Consider the following 16,511-nt stretch of genomic DNA (forward strand, 5'->3'; position numbering starts at 1 on the left):
GATGTTTATTTTAAACAGGTGAGGGGATCGATCATGGAAAGAAGTTTAACGATGGAACTGGTGCGTGTGACCGAGGCGGCCGCTATTGCTTCCGCACGGTGGATGGGCTGCGGCAAGAAAGACGAAGCGGATGAAGCGGCAACAGAAGCGATGCGCAAAGTGTTTGACACGATTCCGATGCGCGGGACGGTTGTCATCGGCGAGGGAGAAATGGATGAGGCCCCGATGCTATACATTGGAGAAAAAGTGGGCTTGGGTTATCTCCCGGAAGTGGATGTGGCGGTGGACCCGCTTGAGGGCACCAATATTGTCGCTAAAGGTTTGTGGAATGCGCTGTCGGTGGTGGCGATTTCCGACAGCGGCGGATTGTTGCATGCCCCCGACATGTATATGGATAAAATTGCCGTGGGGCCGCAAGCCGTTGGACAAGTTGATATTGATGCGCCGGTGGAGGATAATTTGAAGGCGGTTGCCAAAGCAACCGGCAAGGATGTCGAAGATTTGGTGGCGGTGGTGCTTGACCGCCCGCGACATGCGAAACTGATCGAGGATATCCGCAAAGCGGGGGCGCGGATCAAGTTGATTCCGGACGGGGACGTGGCTGCGGCGATTCATACCGGATTTCCCGACACCGGGGTGGATATTTTGTTCGGGGCCGGCGGTGCTCCGGAAGGGGTTTTGTCTGCCGTTGCATTAAAATGCTTGGGCGGGGAAATCCAAGGCCGGCTGTTGCCGGAAAATGAGGAGCAATATAACCGCTGTGTTCAAATGGGGATCAGTGATCCGGGCAAAGTCTTGCGAATGGAAGATTTGGTCAAGGGGGATGATGCGATTTTTGCAGCGACTGGGGTGACGGACGGCGAATTGTTGAAAGGCGTCCGTTACAAAGGAAACCTGGCCAAAACCCATTCGTTGGTGATGCGTGCAAAAACCGGAACCATCCGTTTCATGGACGGAACGCATAAACTTGAGAAAAAACCAAATCTTATTTTATAATTTTCTCCTCTTCCTCTTTCTGATCCGGAAAGAGGAAGAGAATTTCAATAGAATCGAGTGGTGATGCGACACATGGAGCTCACGTTAAGTGATTTGGAAAATCGCCGCTTGGTGGATTTGTATAAGCTGGCGAAAGAATATCAAATTCCGTACTATTCACAGATGAAAAAGAAAGAATTGATTTTTGCGATTTTAAAAGCCAAGGCGGAAAAAGACGGATATATGTTTATGGAGGGTGTGCTGGACATCCTTTCCGAGGGATACGGTTTTTTAAGGCCGATTAATTTCCTTCCGTCCTCCGAGGATATTTACATCTCCGCTTCACAAATCCGCCGCTTTGATTTGCGGTCCGGAGATCTGGTGTCCGGTAAAGTCCGGCCTCCGAAAGAAAATGAGCGTTATTTTGGATTGCTTCATGTAGAAGCAGTCAATGGCGAAGACCCCGACATTGCTGCGGAAAGGCTCCACTTTGCTGCGCTTACTCCTCTTTACCCGCAGAAACGTCTCTTTTTGGAAACCACCCCAGATCGGATTTCAACGCGGATGATGGATTTGATCGCCCCGGTCGGTTTGGGACAGCGCGGTTTGATCGTCGCTCAGCCCAAAGCCGGCAAAACGATGCTGTTAAAAGAAATTGCCAATAGTATTACCACCAATCACCCGGATATCGAATTGTTCGTCCTGTTGATTGACGAACGGCCCGAAGAAGTGACGGACATGCAGCGGTCCGTGGATGCGGAAGTGGTGAGTTCCACTTTTGATGAGTTGCCGGAAAACCATGTTAAAGTGGCGGAGCTGGTTTTGGAAAGAGCCCAACGTCTGGTGGAACACAAAAAAGATGTGGTCATTTTGCTGGATAGTATTACACGCTTGGCACGGGCCTATAACCTGGTGATTCCCCCGAGCGGACGGACTTTGTCCGGCGGAATCGATCCGGCTGCTTTGCACCGGCCGAAAAGATTTTTCGGTGCCGCTCGCAACGTGGAAGAAGGCGGCAGCTTGACCATTTTGGCGACGGCGCTGGTGGATACCGGGTCGCGGATGGATGATGTGATTTATGAGGAATTTAAGGGAACGGGGAACATGGAACTTCATTTGGACCGCCGTCTGGCCGAGCGCAGAATTTTCCCGGCCATTGACATCCGCCGCTCCGGAACGCGCCGTGAGGAATTGTTGCTCAGCAAGACCGAACTGGAAAAGTTGTGGATGATTCGCAAGTCATTGAATGATTCTTCTGATTATACAGAAGCTATGGTGAAACGGTTGAAAAACACCGAGTCGAATGAGGAATTCCTCGCTTCGATCGAGTTCAAGTCCCATCGCACCAAGACATCGGTCTCTTAACGCCGGCTTGTTGTCATATTAAAGAAATTCCTCACATAAAGATAAAACCGGGTGAACTTCACCCCATCCATTATCTTCTGTGAGGTGCTAAAATGTCTTCAAAACGTGCCTTATTGGCTTCTTCCTTAGCCATCTGTTCAACATCGGCTTCATGGATGATGGGGACGGATAAGCATCCGGTTTATGCCCGGGAATTGGCCGATGGAGCTGATCCGGAACCGGAGAAGGAGCAGATTGCACAGGAAGCAATGTACCAATTTTTAAGCCCCATTTCTCAGGTTGCCGAGGGGAATTTGGCTGCCACGGTGGAGACAAAGCCTCTCACTTATCGTGTGCAAAAGGGGGATACGCTGTCACAGATCGGCCGATTGTTCGGAATCCCTCATCAAGAGCTGGTCCGGTTCAACCGGTTGGAAAACCCGGACTTGTTATACATTGGTCAGGAGATCAAAATTCCTTTGGCGAAAAAATGGGTTCGCTTGGAGTCCGGGGATACCTTGTCGGCTTTGGCCGAGACGTACCATACATCCCGTGAACTGTTGCTTTATTTGAACCCGAAGCTGAAGGAGGCCCCGCTCACGTATGCCGGGCAACTCATTGCCGTTCCCGAGAAATGGAGGGAAAGCATTCCGGGGTCATGGCCGAAAAAAGCGGATGCGAACAAAAAGAAAAAGAATACGATCCGGTTGGCAGACCGTGAAGGGGCTTATGTGTTCCGGTGGCCGGTCAATGGGCAGATCACCAGCAATTTCGGCTGGCGAAACGGCCGTCAGCATAAAGGGATTGATATTTGGAACGCAAAGAAAGCCAAAGCTGAAATTTGTGCATCGTTAAGCGGAGTCGTGATCCAGGCGGGTTATTCCGGATCTTACGGAAATCTTGTGGTCATTGACCATGGCGGCGGATGGGTCACTTATTATGCACATCTCAGCCAAATTTTGGTCAGCAAAGGCCAGGAGATTGAAACAGGGAACGTTTTGGGGATGATGGGACAGACCGGTCGTGCCACGGGTTATCATTTGCATTTTGAGGTTCGCAAAAACGGGAAAGCGATTAATCCCTTGCGGGTTTTAAAATAACTTGCTCTCATATTGGTTTATTTTTATGGAAGGGCACACTCTCCTGAAACCGGAGAGTGTGCCTTTTTAAACGGCCGGTTGCGACGGGGGCTGGTCTCTTTTCTTGCTTTCTCATCATCAAACGTGCTATAATACACCAGTGGTTCTAAATGTACGTATGGAAGCGGCATTAGGAAAGAGGTGAGACGAATGAAACAAGGAATTCATCCGGAATACAAATTGACCAAAGTCACCTGTGCGTGTGGAAATACATTTGAAACCGGATCGACCGTTGAAAACTTGAGGGTGGATATTTGCTCAGAATGTCATCCGTTTTTCACCGGGAAACAAAAAATGGTCAGTGCAGGTGGGCGTATCGATCGCTTCAAAAAGAAATACAACCTCAAATAATATCCTGGCAAGTCAGGCAAGCAGAAAATCGGGCTTGCCTTTTTATTTTTCATTCAGCAAACTTGAGACTGTGTATGTTAAAATAAAGAGAGTTTGCTTGGGCATCCAGAAGGGCTGGGTGCTTTTTCTTTGTGTAAAGAAATGGATTGAGCATCAATTTTTCGGGAGTTGGAGGAACAACAATGAGAGATATTCATCCATTAAGTGGTGATCACAGCGGCTGGATTGAAGTGATTTGCGGCGGGATGTTTTCCGGAAAAAGCGAAGAGTTGATCCGCCGGATCCGCCGTGCCAAAATTGCCAGGCAGAAAGTGGCCGCCTTTAAACCGGCCATTGATGACCGCTACCATCAAGAAGCGATCGCATCACACAATGGTTTGATGGCGGATGCCCGTCCGGTGAAAAGTGCAAGTGAAATTCCCGGATTGCTGGAAGAAAATGTGGATGTGGTGGCCATTGACGAGATTCAGTTTTTTGAACCCGAAATCGTCGATATTTGCCAGCAGTTGGCCGATCAGGGAAAACGGGTGATTTGTGCCGGATTGGATCAGGATTTTCGGGGAAAGCCGTTTGGCCCGACTCCGGTGTTGTTGGCTGTGGCGGAATATGTGACAAAATTGCAGGCCATTTGTGTAAAATGCGGAGGTCCGGCAAGCCGCACCCAGAGGCTGATCGATGGACGTCCGGCTGCCATTGATGATCCGGTGATCCAAGTCGGGGCCAAAGAACAATATGAAGCCCGTTGCCGGCACTGCCATGAGGTGTTGAGACAGAAAGAAGGGATTCTTGAAATATAAAAAACCCGCCGTTTGGAGACGGGGGTTAACTGCCCAACAGGCTCACGGAGATGTTATACGTCGCATGAATGATCATACATACGGTGGTGTTATAACGGATCCGTGCCCAACCCAGTACCAAGGCAAGCAACAGAACAACAAGGGAATTGAAACTGAATCCGTAGTTAGCGTGGACCAATGTAAACAACAGACTGGTGTAGACGAAGCCGAACCGCGGGAGCAATGCCCCCCGGAAAATCATTTCTTCTCCAAGAGCCGCTGCCAGTCCGATGGTTAAAATGCCGGGAATGGATGAGAGTAACGGTCCGAGCATTTTGTCCGTCAACTCATTGGCATGCACGTTCTCGGACCAATTCAGGGTCTCTGCCACCGATTGTGCGATGATCGGGGCCAAAAGCATGATCAGTCCGATACTAATGCCGGCTGCCGCCTGCTTGAGGGTGATTTTTTTCAATCCCAAGCGGTCCAAAGATTCCTTGAATGATCGTCTGGACAGCCATCCCACCCCGACCAGTCCCAAAATGCCGAACAGGATGTCTTGCGACCAGATGGAGGAAAGCGTTCCGGCTTCATCTCCGGGAACCGTCTGTTCATTGATCGATTCCAACCCGAAGCTCTGAGTGACAAAAAACTGAATAAAAACCAGCATGGAAAGGGATAAGGCGACGGCATGGACCTTGCTCCCGGGGTGAATGCGGAGAAAACGGGCACAAAACCGGCGTACGGGCGGCAACAAAACCGACATGGCGATCAAGGACGGGATCCATAGTGACATACCGACGTTTTTAACCATGTTCACTGAATACGGATCGACATCGAAATTTTGTGTCCATGGCAAGAAAGCATGGCTGTAGAAAAAAAGCAAGAGACCGATGATGAAACTGGCAAGATAACCGATCCATACGATCAAGTAACACAGAAAACCCAAAATGTTTCCCTTTATATCGGAATCGGAGTATGTATTTTCGGAATGGTTTATCAGCCAAAATAAAACAATCAAAGGACCGATAAGCAACAGATTATTGATGATGTTAAAGATGACTTCGTTCATGATCGCTCTCCTTTTATATTTTTTAACCGGTCTTCTGCTTTTTTATCATACCATTCTTTCCAATCCATTTCCTTCGCTTTCTTTCAAGGCTTGTGGTAAAATCAATTGATGCCAATTCTTGATCAATCATCATACTTATATCTTATAGTTAGCCGATATGCATGGCAAAATGATCCGATTTTACGGGAGTGAGCACAGTGTTAGATCGTCTTGAGGCGATACATCAACGTTATGAAGAGTTAAGCCGCCTGCTTTGTGACCCGGAAGTGATCAATGATACCAAAAAGTTGCGTGAATACTCCAAGGAGCAGGCCGGGTTGGAAGAAAAAAATCAAGCCTATATTGAATATAAAGAGACGATTGAGCAATTGAATGATGCGAAATCGATGTTGGAAGATAAACTGGACGAAGAAATGCGTGAATTGGTGAAAGCCGAAATCGACGAACTGAGCCGCCGGAAAGAGGAGCTGGAGGAAAGGATCAAAGTCCTGTTGCTGCCCAAAGACCCGAATGACGAGAAAAGCGTGATCGTGGAAGTGCGCGGGGCGGCAGGAGGAGAAGAAGCTGCATTGTTTGCCGCGGATTTGTACCGCATGTATACGCGTTTTGCAGAAAGACAAGGATGGAAAGTGGAAGTCCTGGAGGCAAACACCACCGGGCTCGGCGGATTTAAAGAAGTGGTTTTCTCTGTGGATGGCAACGGGGCTTACAGCAAATTGAAGTATGAGAACGGGGCACACCGGGTACAACGGGTGCCGGAGACGGAGTCCGGCGGACGGATTCACACGTCAACGGCCACGGTTGCCGTTTTGCCGGAGGCCGAGGAAGTGGAAGTGGAGATTCATGATAAAGACATTCGCATCGACACTTTCTGCTCCAGCGGCCCCGGGGGGCAAAGCGTCAACACGACCCAGTCTGCCGTACGCGTTACCCATCTTCCGACGGGGATTGTTGTTTCCTGTCAGGATGAAAAATCACAAAACAGCAACAAAGAGAAAGCGATGAGGGTGCTTCGTGCCCGCTTGTTTGACTTGAAGCAGAAAGAAGAAATGGAAAAAATGGCAAACGCCCGAAGAATGGCCGTGGGATCCGGTGACCGAAGCGAACGGATCCGGACTTACAATTTTCCGCAAAGCCGGGTAACGGATCATCGCATCGGACTGACGTTGCACAAATTGGATCTGATTCTGAACGGAGAACTGGAAGAGATTATCGATGCGCTCATTTTGCATGAGCAAACCGAGTTGTTGAAGGAGCAGGAAACAAAGACTTCCTGATTCAAAGGGTGAGTTTGATGAAAAATAAAACGATCCGGGAAGCCTGGCAAAAGGCTTCTTCTTTTTTACAGCAAAGCGGAACCGACTCTCCGCAGTTTGAAGCGGAATACATGATGCGCCGGCTTCTCGGGGTGGAGCGGGCAGCGTTTTTTGCGAAAATGGCCGATCCTTGGCCAAAGCGTCTGGAACCCAAATTCCGGGAATGGCTGAAACGACGTGGCGAGGGGGAACCGCTGCAATATATCGTGGGGGATCAGGAGTTTTTTGGGCGGGTTTTTGAGGTGAAGCCCGGGGTGTTGATTCCCAGACCGGAAACCGAATTGCTGGTGGAAGCTGTATTGCGGGAAGGGGAAAAGCTGTTTGCCGGCCGTCCGGTACATGTGGTCGATGTCGGGACGGGAAGCGGGGCGATTGCTGTCTCGTTGGCACTGGAACATCCCCACTGGCAGGTCACCGCGATTGACATTTCAGAACAAGCATTGTCGGTGGCAAGGCAAAATGCCCGGAAATTCGGGGTGAAAGAGCGGATCCGGTGGGTTTTGGGAAGTTATTTAAAGCCGCTTGAAAAGGAGCATCCCCCCATCGACATTTTGGTTTCCAATCCGCCGTATATACGTTCCGGGGAGATTGCAAGCCTTGACAAAACCGTTTCTTGTTATGAGCCCCGCCTTGCATTGGACGGGGGAGCGGACGGCCTTGAACCGTACCGTCGGATCACCCGGCAACTTTCCGGTTGGCCAAAAAGCCCGCGGCTGGTTGCTTTTGAAATTGGCGCCGACCAAGGCGAAGAGGTTTGCGGGCTGGTTCGCCAAATGCCGCGCATCACCCGCGTGGAAGTGAGAAAAGATCTGGCGGGAAGAGACCGGATGGTTTTGGGATGGTTTCAGGACGGAGAATCAATTCTGAAAAAATAAGATTAAGTTTTCTCCTCTCTGTCCATACTGTGGGTAGGGATAAAGAGGAGGAATGGGCAATGCGTAAATGGACTTATTTCATTCTTGGTATCATCGTGCTTTCCGGAGGAATCTTTTTTTACCAACGGGTTTGGGAGGATACGACCCAAACGCAAATGGCGTCATCTTCGAACCGGATCCCGGATCAGGCCATCCGCCTCAGAATTTTGGCCAACAGCGACCAGCCGGAAGATCAGTGGTTAAAACGAAAAGTCCGCGACGAAGTAATTCACGAAATGAATACATGGGTGACTCAGCCCCGTACGATTGAAGAAGCGAGAAAACTGGTGAAAGAGCACTTGCCCCGTTTTGAGGAAATTGCGCGGAAAACGGTCAGAGAACAGGGGTATGATTACGCGGTCCGGGTGGACTATGGAATGGTTCCGTTCCCGACCAAATTATACGGAGACAAGGTTTATCCCGCCGGAGATTATGAGGCGCTTCGCATCCAGATCGGAAGCGGCAAAGGGGAGAATTGGTGGTGCGTGTTGTTTCCTCCCCTGTGTTTTGTGGATATGAGCAACGGGGATGCCGTCAAGGCCAAATCGCCCGAATCGTTCTCCACTTCCATGACATCGGCGCAACCGGTTTATGCTTCGGAAGCGAAAGCACAAAAAGAAGAACAGGACAAGAAGCCCGAAGTACGGTTTTTTCTCTTGGACCAGGCAAAGAAGTGGATGAATGACTGACTCTTTGGTTCTATGAAACCTTTTTCTTTCATACCGCTAATATCAAAGAGTTTCAGCGGAATGGGGGAAAGGTATGTTTATCATCCGTCAAGCGGAGAAAAAAGATTTGTTTCAGATTCGCAAATTGCTCAAAGAAGTCGGATTAAATGACCGGGGGATCGAGGAGCACCTGGATCACTTTTTTATCGCCGAACTTCCCGGCGGAGGGGAAGGGGATGTTTCCCAAATGGTGGGCATCGTTGGCATGGAAGTGTATCCTCCGTACGGGTTGATCCGGTCTTTTGTTTTGGAGCGGGCTCCCTGGAACAGCAAAGTGGGAGTCCATATGATTCAAGTCATTCTTTCTTATGCCGAACAGATGGGGTTGTCCCGGATTTATTTGCTGGCCGGTCAATCCACGCATTTTTTCACCCGGCTCGGTTTTGTCAAGACCGGCGAAGAACATTTGCCGGAAGAGTTGCATCAATCCGCCCATTTGAAACAGTCGATCCACCGGGGGCAGCCGATGGTATACACCTGTGAGAATCCGACCTCGTTGCCGCATTGAGAAAATGTGTTATCATAAGTGGATAAAACGTGGAAAAGAAGGGAGCCAATGTTGAAAAAGACAGAACGGTTTCAACTGGATTGCGGGATGGAGGAAAAACAGCTCATTCATTCGGAAGCCATCAAACGGGCGGCGGCTTATTTGCGCCAGGGGAAACTGGTCGCTTTTCCCACGGAAACCGTCTATGGTTTGGGAGCGATTGCCACATCCCGCGACAGTGTTGCACAGATTTATGAAGCCAAAGGAAGGCCTTCGGACAATCCGTTAATTATTCATATCGGAAAAAAAGAGCAGCTGGCCAAATGGGTCCGCCGGTTTCCGGAGAATGCGCAAAAGCTGGCGGAAAAATTTTGGCCAGGCCCTCTGACGATGGTATTGCCCCACCGTGATAACCTGGCGGAAAACGTGACGGCAGGACTTTCGACGGTGGCGGTCCGGATGCCGGATCATCCGGTTGCGCTGGCCTTGTTAAACGAGGTGGACATTCCGGTGGCGGCTCCCAGTGCCAATCGTTCCGGGAAGCCCAGTCCCACGACGGCCGAGCATGTTTTAAATGATCTGGACGGAAGAATTGACGGAATCTTGGATGGAGGTCCGACCGGCATCGGGGTGGAATCCACCGTGGTCGACGTCAGCGGGGAAATCCCCGTGTTGCTCCGGCCGGGAGGAATCACTTTGGAACAGTTGCAAGAAACACTGGGGGAAGTTCGCGTGGACCCCGGATTGATGGACGCAAGCCAAACGCCCCGTTCACCCGGCATGAAATACCGGCATTACGCCCCGCAGGGAGAAATGTGGCTGGTCAAAGGGAATCCGGAAGCGGTGATTTTGTACATACAACAACAAGTCCAAGAGGCCGTCAAAAACGGAAAACGGGTCGGGGTTCTCACCACGGAAGAGAACCAAGGAAAGTATGATCGGGCGGATTGTGTGATTGCAGCCGGATCCCGCCGCCATCCGGCCAGCGTTGCCCGCCATTTGTATGGTGCATTGCGCCGTTTTGACGAACAAAAGGTGGATGTGATTTTTGCGGAAGCTTTTCCGGAACAAGGGTTGTATGCTTCCGTGATGAATCGCATGAAAAAAGCGGCCTCCGGCAACATGGTGGAAGTGTGAGACAATAGGCCCTGAAACCAAAAAACAGCTGCAATCTTCTGCAGCTGTTTTTTTCAGTTTATGTAAAATTCATCGTGATTTCCACGACTTCCGGCCGGTTTCCGATCCGAAGAGGCGGTCCCCATGTGCCGAACCCGCAGGAGACGACGGAATAAAAACCGCCTTTTTGCAAAAGTCCCCAGTCATTCTCGTAGATCATGGCGGTGATCCAGTTTCCGGGGAAAATTTGTCCGTGGTGGGTATGCCCGGAAAGCATCAGGTCAATGCCGTTTTTTTGTGCCTGTTCCAGCTCGATCGGTTGGTGATCCAGAAGAATCAAGGGTTGGGAAGAATCGGTTCCTTTCATCAAAGATGCCAGATCTTTGCGTCCCGGTTCCCGGATCAAATGAGGGTCATCCCGGCCGATCAGGGTGAAACGGTTTGGGAATACAACCTTCTCGTCTTTTAAAACCTTTATGCCGGCTTGTTGCAACGCCTGCATCAGTTCGCTTCCCCGTTCGGCAAGATCGCGGTCATGGTTTCCGGGAACGGCATAGACGCCATACGGTGCCTTGATATTTCCCAACGCGGTGGCCAATTTCCGGTCTTCCCCCGGCGGAAGAGGACCGTTGGTGATGTCACCGGCCAACAAAACCAAATCCGGTTTGATTTGATGAATCATCTGTTGCAAGGTTTTCAGTCTGTCCGTATCGATGACGGGACCGTAATGGATGTCGGATACCATGGCAATCCGGAGTTGTTTCATTTCGCCGGCATCTTTGTTGACGTGGACGTTGTATTTTTTGACCACCGGATGTTGTGCATTCCAACTGCCGTAAGCCACGGGAACCGTTGCGAGGAGAAAAACTGCCGCAGCCAGGGAATAAGGAGTGAAATGATGATTTTTAAAGGCGGGAGGAATGAATTTGGCCAGGCGGTCGATGAAGCGGACCACATCGAGCATCAGGATCAGAAAGAACAAATATAAAACGATGATCATGGAGTGTCCTCCCCAGATGCCCAACCAGGAACCGATGCGCTCAGGCAAAAGGTTTTTTCCCAGTTCGGACAGCGGGAAAGGGACGATCAGTGCCAACAGCGCCGCGATAAAAAGGACTTTGCTTACGGGGGAATCCTTACGGATCAAATATTTCCAACCTTTGCGGCCGATGTAATAACCCATCAGGCCATACAGTGTCAAAAAAATCAAAATAACCAGACCCCACATATGGCTCTCTCCTCTTAATTGATTGAAATGGTCTGTAGATGATTTTACTACAGATTCCGGTGGCGATGGCAAGCTTGGTTCTTTTTTTCGGGATCCGGCATATGATGGAATGTGACAAGCAGGCTCAGGGGGGGAACCAATGGAGCTTACACTCATTCAATGGGGTCAAGTGATGACTTTATCCATGATTGCGGTAGCACTCGGCATGGATGCTTTTTCCATGGGAATCGGGCTGGGATTGAAGCGGATTTCCGGTTCGCAAATGACGTTGATCAGCCTGTCCGTCGGCCTTTTTCATATCATCATGCCTCTTTTGGGAATGGGAATCGGGCACTTTTTAAGTGCTTTGTTGAAAGATATTGCCGTCATGCTGGGAGGCATCATGCTTTGCTTGTTGGGGTTGAATATGCTGTACCAGGTCGTCAAAGGGGATGATTCGGAGGAACTTCAAGTTCAATCGTTCTGGCAAACATTGATGCTTTCACTGAGTGTAAGCATGGATTCCCTTTCGGCCGGATTGAGTCTCGGCTTTTTTTCGACAGACATGGTGCTCGCGGTTTTGTTGTTTGGTTTCGCCGGACTGACCATGGCGGGAACGGGACTGATGCTCGGACGAATTTTCGGGGGATGGATTGGCCGCTACGGGGAAGTGATCGGAGGGTTTATTTTGCTTTTTTTGGGAGGAAAATTTCTGTTTTGACCGCTGGCGGCAGGAACAGAGAAGATGTGGAAGCCGCCGGGGATTTAGTGGTATGTTTTTAAAAGAAAGGGGGAAAGGGTATATCATCCATCTGTTCAACGGATACTGAAGAACAGGTGAAAATTGAGGTGAACATCATGAAAAGGGTGTTGTTTGTTTGCACGGGGAATACCTGCCGGAGTCCCATGGCAGAAGGATTGTTCCGTGAAACGGCCAGGAAAAGGAACATCCCGGTCGAGGTGAAGTCCGCCGGAATTGCTGCCATCGACGGGGTGAGGCCGTCCATGCAGGCGGTGGAGGTATTAAAAGAAAAAGGCATCAACTGCAATCATCGTTCCCGTTTATTGAATCAGCAACTCGTCGAATGGTCTGATTTGATTTTGGCGATGACGGAAGCGCATAAACAATTCATCGCACAAAACTTCTTGCAAAGCAGAGAAAAAATATACACTTTGAAAGAGTATGCTTTGTGGGGAGAAGAATCTGAGCAAATCCATAAAAAGCTGGATCAATTGTATCTGGAAGCGGAAAGCATCCGGGCAAAAATTCAGGCCCAGTTTTCCGTCAAAGCGGACGAGCCTTGGCCGGACGAAGCAAAGGCCGCCCTGGAAAAAGCCCTGAAGCCGCTGAGGGAACAGGAACAACAATATCTGGAAGAGATGAATGGGACAATGGATATTGAAGATCCGGTCGGCGGCAGCGTGGAGCGGTACCGGGAATGCGCCGCGGAATTGAAAAAATACATTAACCGGATTTTAGACCGGTGGGAGCAAGAATCATGACCCGGCGGGAAGGATTGATGATGTTATACTAAGATGGATCCAAGGAGGGAGATGAAGGGATGAAGCTGATCATCGGATCCGATCACGGTGGCAGAAATTTGAAAGAAGAGATTAAAGGACTGCTTGAGGAAATGAACATTGCTTATGAGGACGCAGGTTGTGATTGCGACACATCGGTGGATTATCCCGATTATGCCAAACCGGTGGCCAAACGCGTCGCCGAAGGGGAATTTGACCGGGGAATTTTAATTTGCGGAACCGGCATCGGGATGTCGATTGCCGCCAATAAAATCAAGGGAATCCGTTGTGCGGTCGTCAGCGATGAATACTCGGCGCGGATGAGCCGTGAACACAACAATGCCAATGTCCTGGCATTGGGCGAACGGGTCGTGGGGCCCGACCTGGCCAAATCCATTGTCCGCACCTGGCTGAAGGCCGAGTTTCAGGGAGACCGTCATCAGCGCCGTCTGGATAAGATCGAGCAATTGGAAAATGAAGGATGATCATGATGAAAGAGGAAGTGAAAAGGGCCTTACGTGATTTATTGGCGGCGATGCCCTTGGATGCCGGACATGTTTTGGTTGTAGGTACGAGCACCAGCGAAGTGGCCGGGAAACGGATCGGTTCCGGCGGCAGTGAGGAAATTGCGCGCGAATTGTATGAAGGAATTTCGGAAATTCAAAAGCAAGCTGGCTTTCATCTGGCATTTCAATGCTGTGAACATTTGAACCGGGCATTGGTGGTTGAACGAAAAACCGCCGAACGTTTTGGTTGGCCGGAAGTGACGGTGGTTCCCGTGAACAATGCCGGCGGAGCCATGGCCGCATATGCGTACAGACACATGAAGCAACCGGTGGTGGTCGAACAGATTCAGGCCGATGCGGGCATTGATATCGGGGATACACTGATCGGCATGCATTTAAAGCCCGTGGCCGTTCCCGTACGCTCTCAGCAAAAGACGATCGGACAAGCACATGTCACGTTGGCCAAGACCCGCCCCAAACTGATCGGGGGAGAGCGGGCCGTTTATGCGTTGGAAAAGTAATCCGAGTCCAAAAAAGAGAACTTGTTTGATAAAATAGAGAAAATTACCGAACAGGACAAGGAGGCAAATCATGAAGCAATTAATCACCAGCGATCCGCAAGTGGCTGAAGCCATCCAACAGGAACTGGGGCGTCAACGGGATAAAATCGAGTTGATTGCTTCGGAAAACTTCGTATCCCCGGCTGTGATGGAAGCGATGGGGACGGTCTTGACGAATAAGTATGCCGAAGGCTATCCGGGAAAGAGATATTACGGCGGCTGTGAGTATGTGGATGTGGTGGAAGACTTGGCAAGGGACCGTGCCAAGGAATTGTTTGGTGCAGAACACGCCAATGTTCAGCCTCACTCCGGCGCCCAAGCGAATATGGCCGTCTATTTTGCCGTTTTGGAACCGGGAGACACGGTATTGGGCATGAATCTTGCCCATGGGGGCCATTTGACCCATGGAAGCCCGGTGAATTTCTCCGGAAAAATGTACAATTTTGTCGCCTATGGGGTGGATCGTGAATCCCACCGGATCGATTATGAAGAAGTTCGCAAAGTTGCCTTGGAACATAAGCCGAAGATGATTGTGGCGGGAGCCAGCGCCTATCCCCGGATCATCGATTTCAAGCGGTTTCGGGAAATTGCCGATGAAGTCGGTGCATATCTGATGGTGGACATGGCTCACATTGCCGGACTGGTGGCGACGGGACTTCATCCCAATCCGGTTCCTTATGCCGATTTTGTCACCACCACCACACATAAGACGTTGCGCGGACCGCGGGGCGGCATGATCTTGTGCAAAGAAAAATATGCAAAGCAAATTGACAAATCCGTCTTCCCGGGGGTTCAAGGAGGACCGCTGATGCATGTGATCGCGGCCAAAGCCGTGGCGCTCGGGGAAGCCTTGACCGATGAATTTAAAACCTATACCCAAAACATTGTCGACAATGCCAAAAAGTTGGCGGAATCTTTGAAAGAGGAAGGGTTTAACCTGATTTCAGGCGGAACGGATAACCATCTGATCCTGATGGATGTCCGCAACTTCAACCTGACCGGCAAAAAAGCGGAACATCTGCTGGATGAAGTGGGGATCACGACCAATAAAAACGCGATTCCTTTTGATCCGGAAAAACCGTTTGTCACCAGCGGAGTCCGTATTGGCACGGCCGCTGTGACCAGCCGCGGCATGGACGGAAAAGCCATGGAGGAAATCGCGCAAATCATCGGATTGACTTTGAAAAATCCGGAAGACGAAAATGCACGGGAGGAAGCCAAAAAACGGGTGGCCCGGCTGACGGAAACGTATCCCTTGTATCCACAACTTTAACGGATTCATATGCCCGATCCGAGAGGGTCGGGTTTTTGGCAATAAGAAACATATATAAAAAAGTTGTGTACACAGGGTGAATTATGGTTATAATCAGTTGGATAAAAAATAGATGAGAAAGAGGTGAAGCAAGTGGGTCGTGTACATGTATTAGATCACCCGCTCATTCAACATAAGCTGACGTATATCCGGGACAAAAACACCGGCACGAAAGAGTTTCGCGAACTGGTGGACGAAGTCGCCGCTTTAATGGCTTATGAAATTACGAGAGACATGCCTTTGCGTGAAGTGGAAGTGGAAACGCCGCTGGCCAGGGCCAAATGTCAAGTGTTGGCCGGAAAAAAACTGGGCCTCGTTCCGATTTTGCGTGCGGGACTCGGCATGGTGGACGGAATTTTGAAATTGATCCCTGCCGCAAAGGTGGGGCATTTGGGAATGTACCGGGATCCGGAAACCTTAGAAGCGGTGAAATATTATTCCAAAATGCCTCCGGATATCGGAGAACGGGAATTGATTGTGATCGATCCCATGCTGGCAACGGGCGGGTCGGCCGCAGCGGGAATTTCCGTGCTGAAAGAAATGGGGGCCAAACAAATCAAACTGATGTGTTTGATTGCTGCTCAAGCCGGTATTGACCGCGTGCAAAAAGAACACGATGATGTGGATATTTATGTCGCGGCAGTCGATCCGGTTCTGAATGAAAAAAGTTATATCATTCCGGGACTGGGAGATGCAGGAGATCGACTCTTCGGTACAAAATAATTTTGAAAAAACCCGGTGTTTCAAGCGGAGTTTTTTAAATTGCGACAATTTGTTCATAAGTGTTTTTGAGAAAACGTTGACAAAAGATAGAACGCTTCGTTACTATAGGCAGGGGGAAGGATGGAAAACTGAGAAAACTTCACTCTTGTCAATCCGGCTCCCTACGGCGAAACTTCCCCTTTCAAAATGCCAAATGTTACGGGGGTTTTAAATTGAACGGAAATGCATGGCGGTTGTTTGCCGTGATCAGTTCCATGGGAATGGAAATCGTTCTTTTGACCTTGGGGGGAGCTTGGTTAGGGAAAAAACTGGATACGGTTTGGGGAACCCGGCCGTATCTTTTGATGGCTGGAGTGTTGCTGGGATTGGGAGTGGGTTTTTTCAGTGCCATTTACACCCTGAAAGCATTGTTAAAGGAATGAACCCTCATGGATACCGTGAAGACCATTCGGAAGCGAGTGGTA

General features: G+C 50.0%; 19 protein-coding genes. 17 read left to right on the forward strand and 2 right to left on the reverse strand.

What is annotated here, in order from left to right; translation table 11 throughout:
• Positions 1-33 precede the first annotated feature (33 nt).
• From glpX to FA954_RS01715, 5 genes are all read left to right on the forward strand, one after another.
• Positions 34-996 (forward strand): class II fructose-bisphosphatase, encoded by a 963-nt coding sequence (gene glpX, locus FA954_RS01695; RefSeq protein ID WP_037995754.1) that lies wholly within the window; start codon positions 34-36, stop codon positions 994-996.
• 72 nt (positions 997-1,068) lie between these two features.
• The gene (gene rho / locus FA954_RS01700; RefSeq protein WP_037995753.1) at positions 1,069-2,340 is read left to right on the forward strand and encodes a transcription termination factor Rho; all 1,272 of its coding nucleotides are present in this window, start codon (positions 1,069-1,071) and stop codon (positions 2,338-2,340) included.
• A 92-nt stretch (positions 2,341-2,432) separates the two neighbouring features.
• The gene (locus FA954_RS01705; RefSeq protein WP_052186705.1) at positions 2,433-3,419 is read left to right on the forward strand and encodes a M23 family metallopeptidase; all 987 of its coding nucleotides are present in this window, start codon (positions 2,433-2,435) and stop codon (positions 3,417-3,419) included.
• Positions 3,420-3,608: 189 nt separating this feature from the next.
• Positions 3,609-3,809, forward strand: a complete 201-nt coding sequence (gene rpmE / locus FA954_RS01710; protein ID WP_037995751.1) for a 50S ribosomal protein L31 — start codon at positions 3,609-3,611, stop codon at positions 3,807-3,809.
• 182 nt (positions 3,810-3,991) lie between these two features.
• Positions 3,992-4,606, forward strand: a complete 615-nt coding sequence (locus FA954_RS01715) for a thymidine kinase (protein ID WP_037995750.1) — start codon at positions 3,992-3,994, stop codon at positions 4,604-4,606.
• 25 nt (positions 4,607-4,631) lie between these two features.
• On the opposite strand, the gene FA954_RS01720 is transcribed toward FA954_RS01715, so the two are convergent.
• Positions 4,632-5,657 carry a CPBP family intramembrane glutamic endopeptidase gene (locus FA954_RS01720; protein ID WP_037995747.1) on the reverse strand — a complete coding sequence of 342 codons (1,026 nt, stop codon included), beginning with the start codon at positions 5,655-5,657 and terminating at the stop codon, positions 4,632-4,634.
• Positions 5,658-5,854: 197 nt separating this feature from the next.
• Between FA954_RS01720 and prfA the strand changes: the two genes are divergently transcribed.
• The 5 genes from prfA to FA954_RS01745 all read left to right on the forward strand — a co-directional run bounded on the left by prfA (position 5,855) and on the right by FA954_RS01745 (position 10,239).
• Positions 5,855-6,934, forward strand: a complete 1,080-nt coding sequence (gene prfA, locus FA954_RS01725) for a peptide chain release factor 1 (RefSeq protein ID WP_037995745.1) — start codon at positions 5,855-5,857, stop codon at positions 6,932-6,934.
• Positions 6,935-6,951: 17 nt separating this feature from the next.
• Positions 6,952-7,848, forward strand: a complete 897-nt coding sequence (prmC, locus tag FA954_RS01730; RefSeq protein ID WP_049720716.1) for a peptide chain release factor N(5)-glutamine methyltransferase — start codon at positions 6,952-6,954, stop codon at positions 7,846-7,848.
• Between the two features lie 59 nt (positions 7,849-7,907).
• Entirely contained in the window at positions 7,908-8,576 is a 669-nt protein-coding gene (gene spoIIR / locus FA954_RS01735; RefSeq protein ID WP_062843225.1) for a stage II sporulation protein R, read from the forward strand.
• A 73-nt stretch (positions 8,577-8,649) separates the two neighbouring features.
• Positions 8,650-9,123, forward strand: a complete 474-nt coding sequence (locus tag FA954_RS01740; RefSeq protein WP_037995837.1) for a GNAT family N-acetyltransferase — start codon at positions 8,650-8,652, stop codon at positions 9,121-9,123.
• 48 nt (positions 9,124-9,171) lie between these two features.
• Complete coding sequence (locus FA954_RS01745; protein WP_037995834.1) at positions 9,172-10,239, forward strand: L-threonylcarbamoyladenylate synthase; 1,068 nt, start codon at positions 9,172-9,174, stop codon at positions 10,237-10,239.
• 58 nt (positions 10,240-10,297) lie between these two features.
• Here FA954_RS01745 and FA954_RS01750 read toward each other — a convergent pair whose 3' ends face one another.
• Positions 10,298-11,446: a metallophosphoesterase gene (locus FA954_RS01750; RefSeq protein ID WP_037995833.1), complete on the reverse strand. Its 1,149-nt coding sequence runs from the start codon at positions 11,444-11,446 to the stop codon at positions 10,298-10,300.
• A 139-nt stretch (positions 11,447-11,585) separates the two neighbouring features.
• Here FA954_RS01750 and FA954_RS01755 point away from each other — a divergent pair, with 139 nt between their 5' ends.
• The 7 genes from FA954_RS01755 to FA954_RS01785 all read left to right on the forward strand — a co-directional run bounded on the left by FA954_RS01755 (position 11,586) and on the right by FA954_RS01785 (position 16,469).
• Positions 11,586-12,146, forward strand: a complete 561-nt coding sequence (locus FA954_RS01755) for a manganese efflux pump MntP (protein ID WP_037995831.1) — start codon at positions 11,586-11,588, stop codon at positions 12,144-12,146.
• Positions 12,147-12,283: 137 nt separating this feature from the next.
• Entirely contained in the window at positions 12,284-12,928 is a 645-nt protein-coding gene (locus tag FA954_RS01760; RefSeq protein ID WP_037995841.1) for a low molecular weight protein arginine phosphatase, read from the forward strand.
• A 59-nt stretch (positions 12,929-12,987) separates the two neighbouring features.
• Positions 12,988-13,431 (forward strand): ribose 5-phosphate isomerase B, encoded by a 444-nt coding sequence (gene rpiB / locus FA954_RS01765; protein ID WP_037995829.1) that lies wholly within the window; start codon positions 12,988-12,990, stop codon positions 13,429-13,431.
• The gene (locus tag FA954_RS01770; protein ID WP_037995827.1) at positions 13,428-13,973 is read left to right on the forward strand and encodes a TIGR01440 family protein; all 546 of its coding nucleotides are present in this window, start codon (positions 13,428-13,430) and stop codon (positions 13,971-13,973) included. Before rpiB ends, FA954_RS01770 begins: the two co-directional genes overlap by 4 nt.
• 70 nt (positions 13,974-14,043) lie before the next feature.
• On the forward strand, positions 14,044-15,285 hold the full coding sequence (locus FA954_RS01775; protein WP_062843226.1) for a serine hydroxymethyltransferase: 1,242 nt from the start codon (positions 14,044-14,046) through the stop codon (positions 15,283-15,285).
• A 132-nt stretch (positions 15,286-15,417) separates the two neighbouring features.
• Entirely contained in the window at positions 15,418-16,047 is a 630-nt protein-coding gene (gene upp, locus FA954_RS01780; RefSeq protein ID WP_037996622.1) for a uracil phosphoribosyltransferase, read from the forward strand.
• A 212-nt stretch (positions 16,048-16,259) separates the two neighbouring features.
• Entirely contained in the window at positions 16,260-16,469 is a 210-nt protein-coding gene (locus FA954_RS01785) for an AtpZ/AtpI family protein (RefSeq protein WP_037996624.1), read from the forward strand.
• Positions 16,470-16,511: the final 42 nt, after the last annotated feature.

It is taken from the genome of Thermoactinomyces vulgaris, assembly GCF_005886755.1.
Classification (GTDB): domain Bacteria; phylum Bacillota; class Bacilli; order Thermoactinomycetales; family Thermoactinomycetaceae; genus Thermoactinomyces; species Thermoactinomyces vulgaris.

What these genes read in the sequence shown, in the direction of transcription:
- FA954_RS01760 (WP_037995841.1), top strand. Translation starts at nt 12,284, where the DNA reads ATGAAAAGGGTGTTGTTTGTTTGCACGGGGAATACCTGCCGGAGTCCC.
- FA954_RS01705 (WP_052186705.1), top strand. Translation starts at nt 2,433, where the DNA reads ATGTCTTCAAAACGTGCCTTATTGGCTTCTTCCTTAGCCATCTGTTCA.
- FA954_RS01720 (WP_037995747.1), bottom strand. Translation starts at nt 5,657, where the DNA reads ATGAACGAAGTCATCTTTAACATCATCAATAATCTGTTGCTTATCGGT.
- FA954_RS01770 (WP_037995827.1), top strand. Translation starts at nt 13,428, where the DNA reads ATGATCATGATGAAAGAGGAAGTGAAAAGGGCCTTACGTGATTTATTG.
- FA954_RS01740 (WP_037995837.1), top strand. Translation starts at nt 8,650, where the DNA reads ATGTTTATCATCCGTCAAGCGGAGAAAAAAGATTTGTTTCAGATTCGC.
- FA954_RS01715 (WP_037995750.1), top strand. Translation starts at nt 3,992, where the DNA reads ATGAGAGATATTCATCCATTAAGTGGTGATCACAGCGGCTGGATTGAA.
- FA954_RS01745 (WP_037995834.1), top strand. Translation starts at nt 9,172, where the DNA reads ATGTTGAAAAAGACAGAACGGTTTCAACTGGATTGCGGGATGGAGGAA.
- rpiB (WP_037995829.1), top strand. Translation starts at nt 12,988, where the DNA reads ATGAAGCTGATCATCGGATCCGATCACGGTGGCAGAAATTTGAAAGAA.
- FA954_RS01750 (WP_037995833.1), bottom strand. Translation starts at nt 11,446, where the DNA reads ATGTGGGGTCTGGTTATTTTGATTTTTTTGACACTGTATGGCCTGATG.
- rpmE (WP_037995751.1), top strand. Translation starts at nt 3,609, where the DNA reads ATGAAACAAGGAATTCATCCGGAATACAAATTGACCAAAGTCACCTGT.
- FA954_RS01775 (WP_062843226.1), top strand. Translation starts at nt 14,044, where the DNA reads ATGAAGCAATTAATCACCAGCGATCCGCAAGTGGCTGAAGCCATCCAA.
- glpX (WP_037995754.1), top strand. Translation starts at nt 34, where the DNA reads ATGGAAAGAAGTTTAACGATGGAACTGGTGCGTGTGACCGAGGCGGCC.
- prmC (WP_049720716.1), top strand. Translation starts at nt 6,952, where the DNA reads ATGAAAAATAAAACGATCCGGGAAGCCTGGCAAAAGGCTTCTTCTTTT.
- rho (WP_037995753.1), top strand. Translation starts at nt 1,069, where the DNA reads ATGGAGCTCACGTTAAGTGATTTGGAAAATCGCCGCTTGGTGGATTTG.
- spoIIR (WP_062843225.1), top strand. Translation starts at nt 7,908, where the DNA reads ATGCGTAAATGGACTTATTTCATTCTTGGTATCATCGTGCTTTCCGGA.
- FA954_RS01755 (WP_037995831.1), top strand. Translation starts at nt 11,586, where the DNA reads ATGGAGCTTACACTCATTCAATGGGGTCAAGTGATGACTTTATCCATG.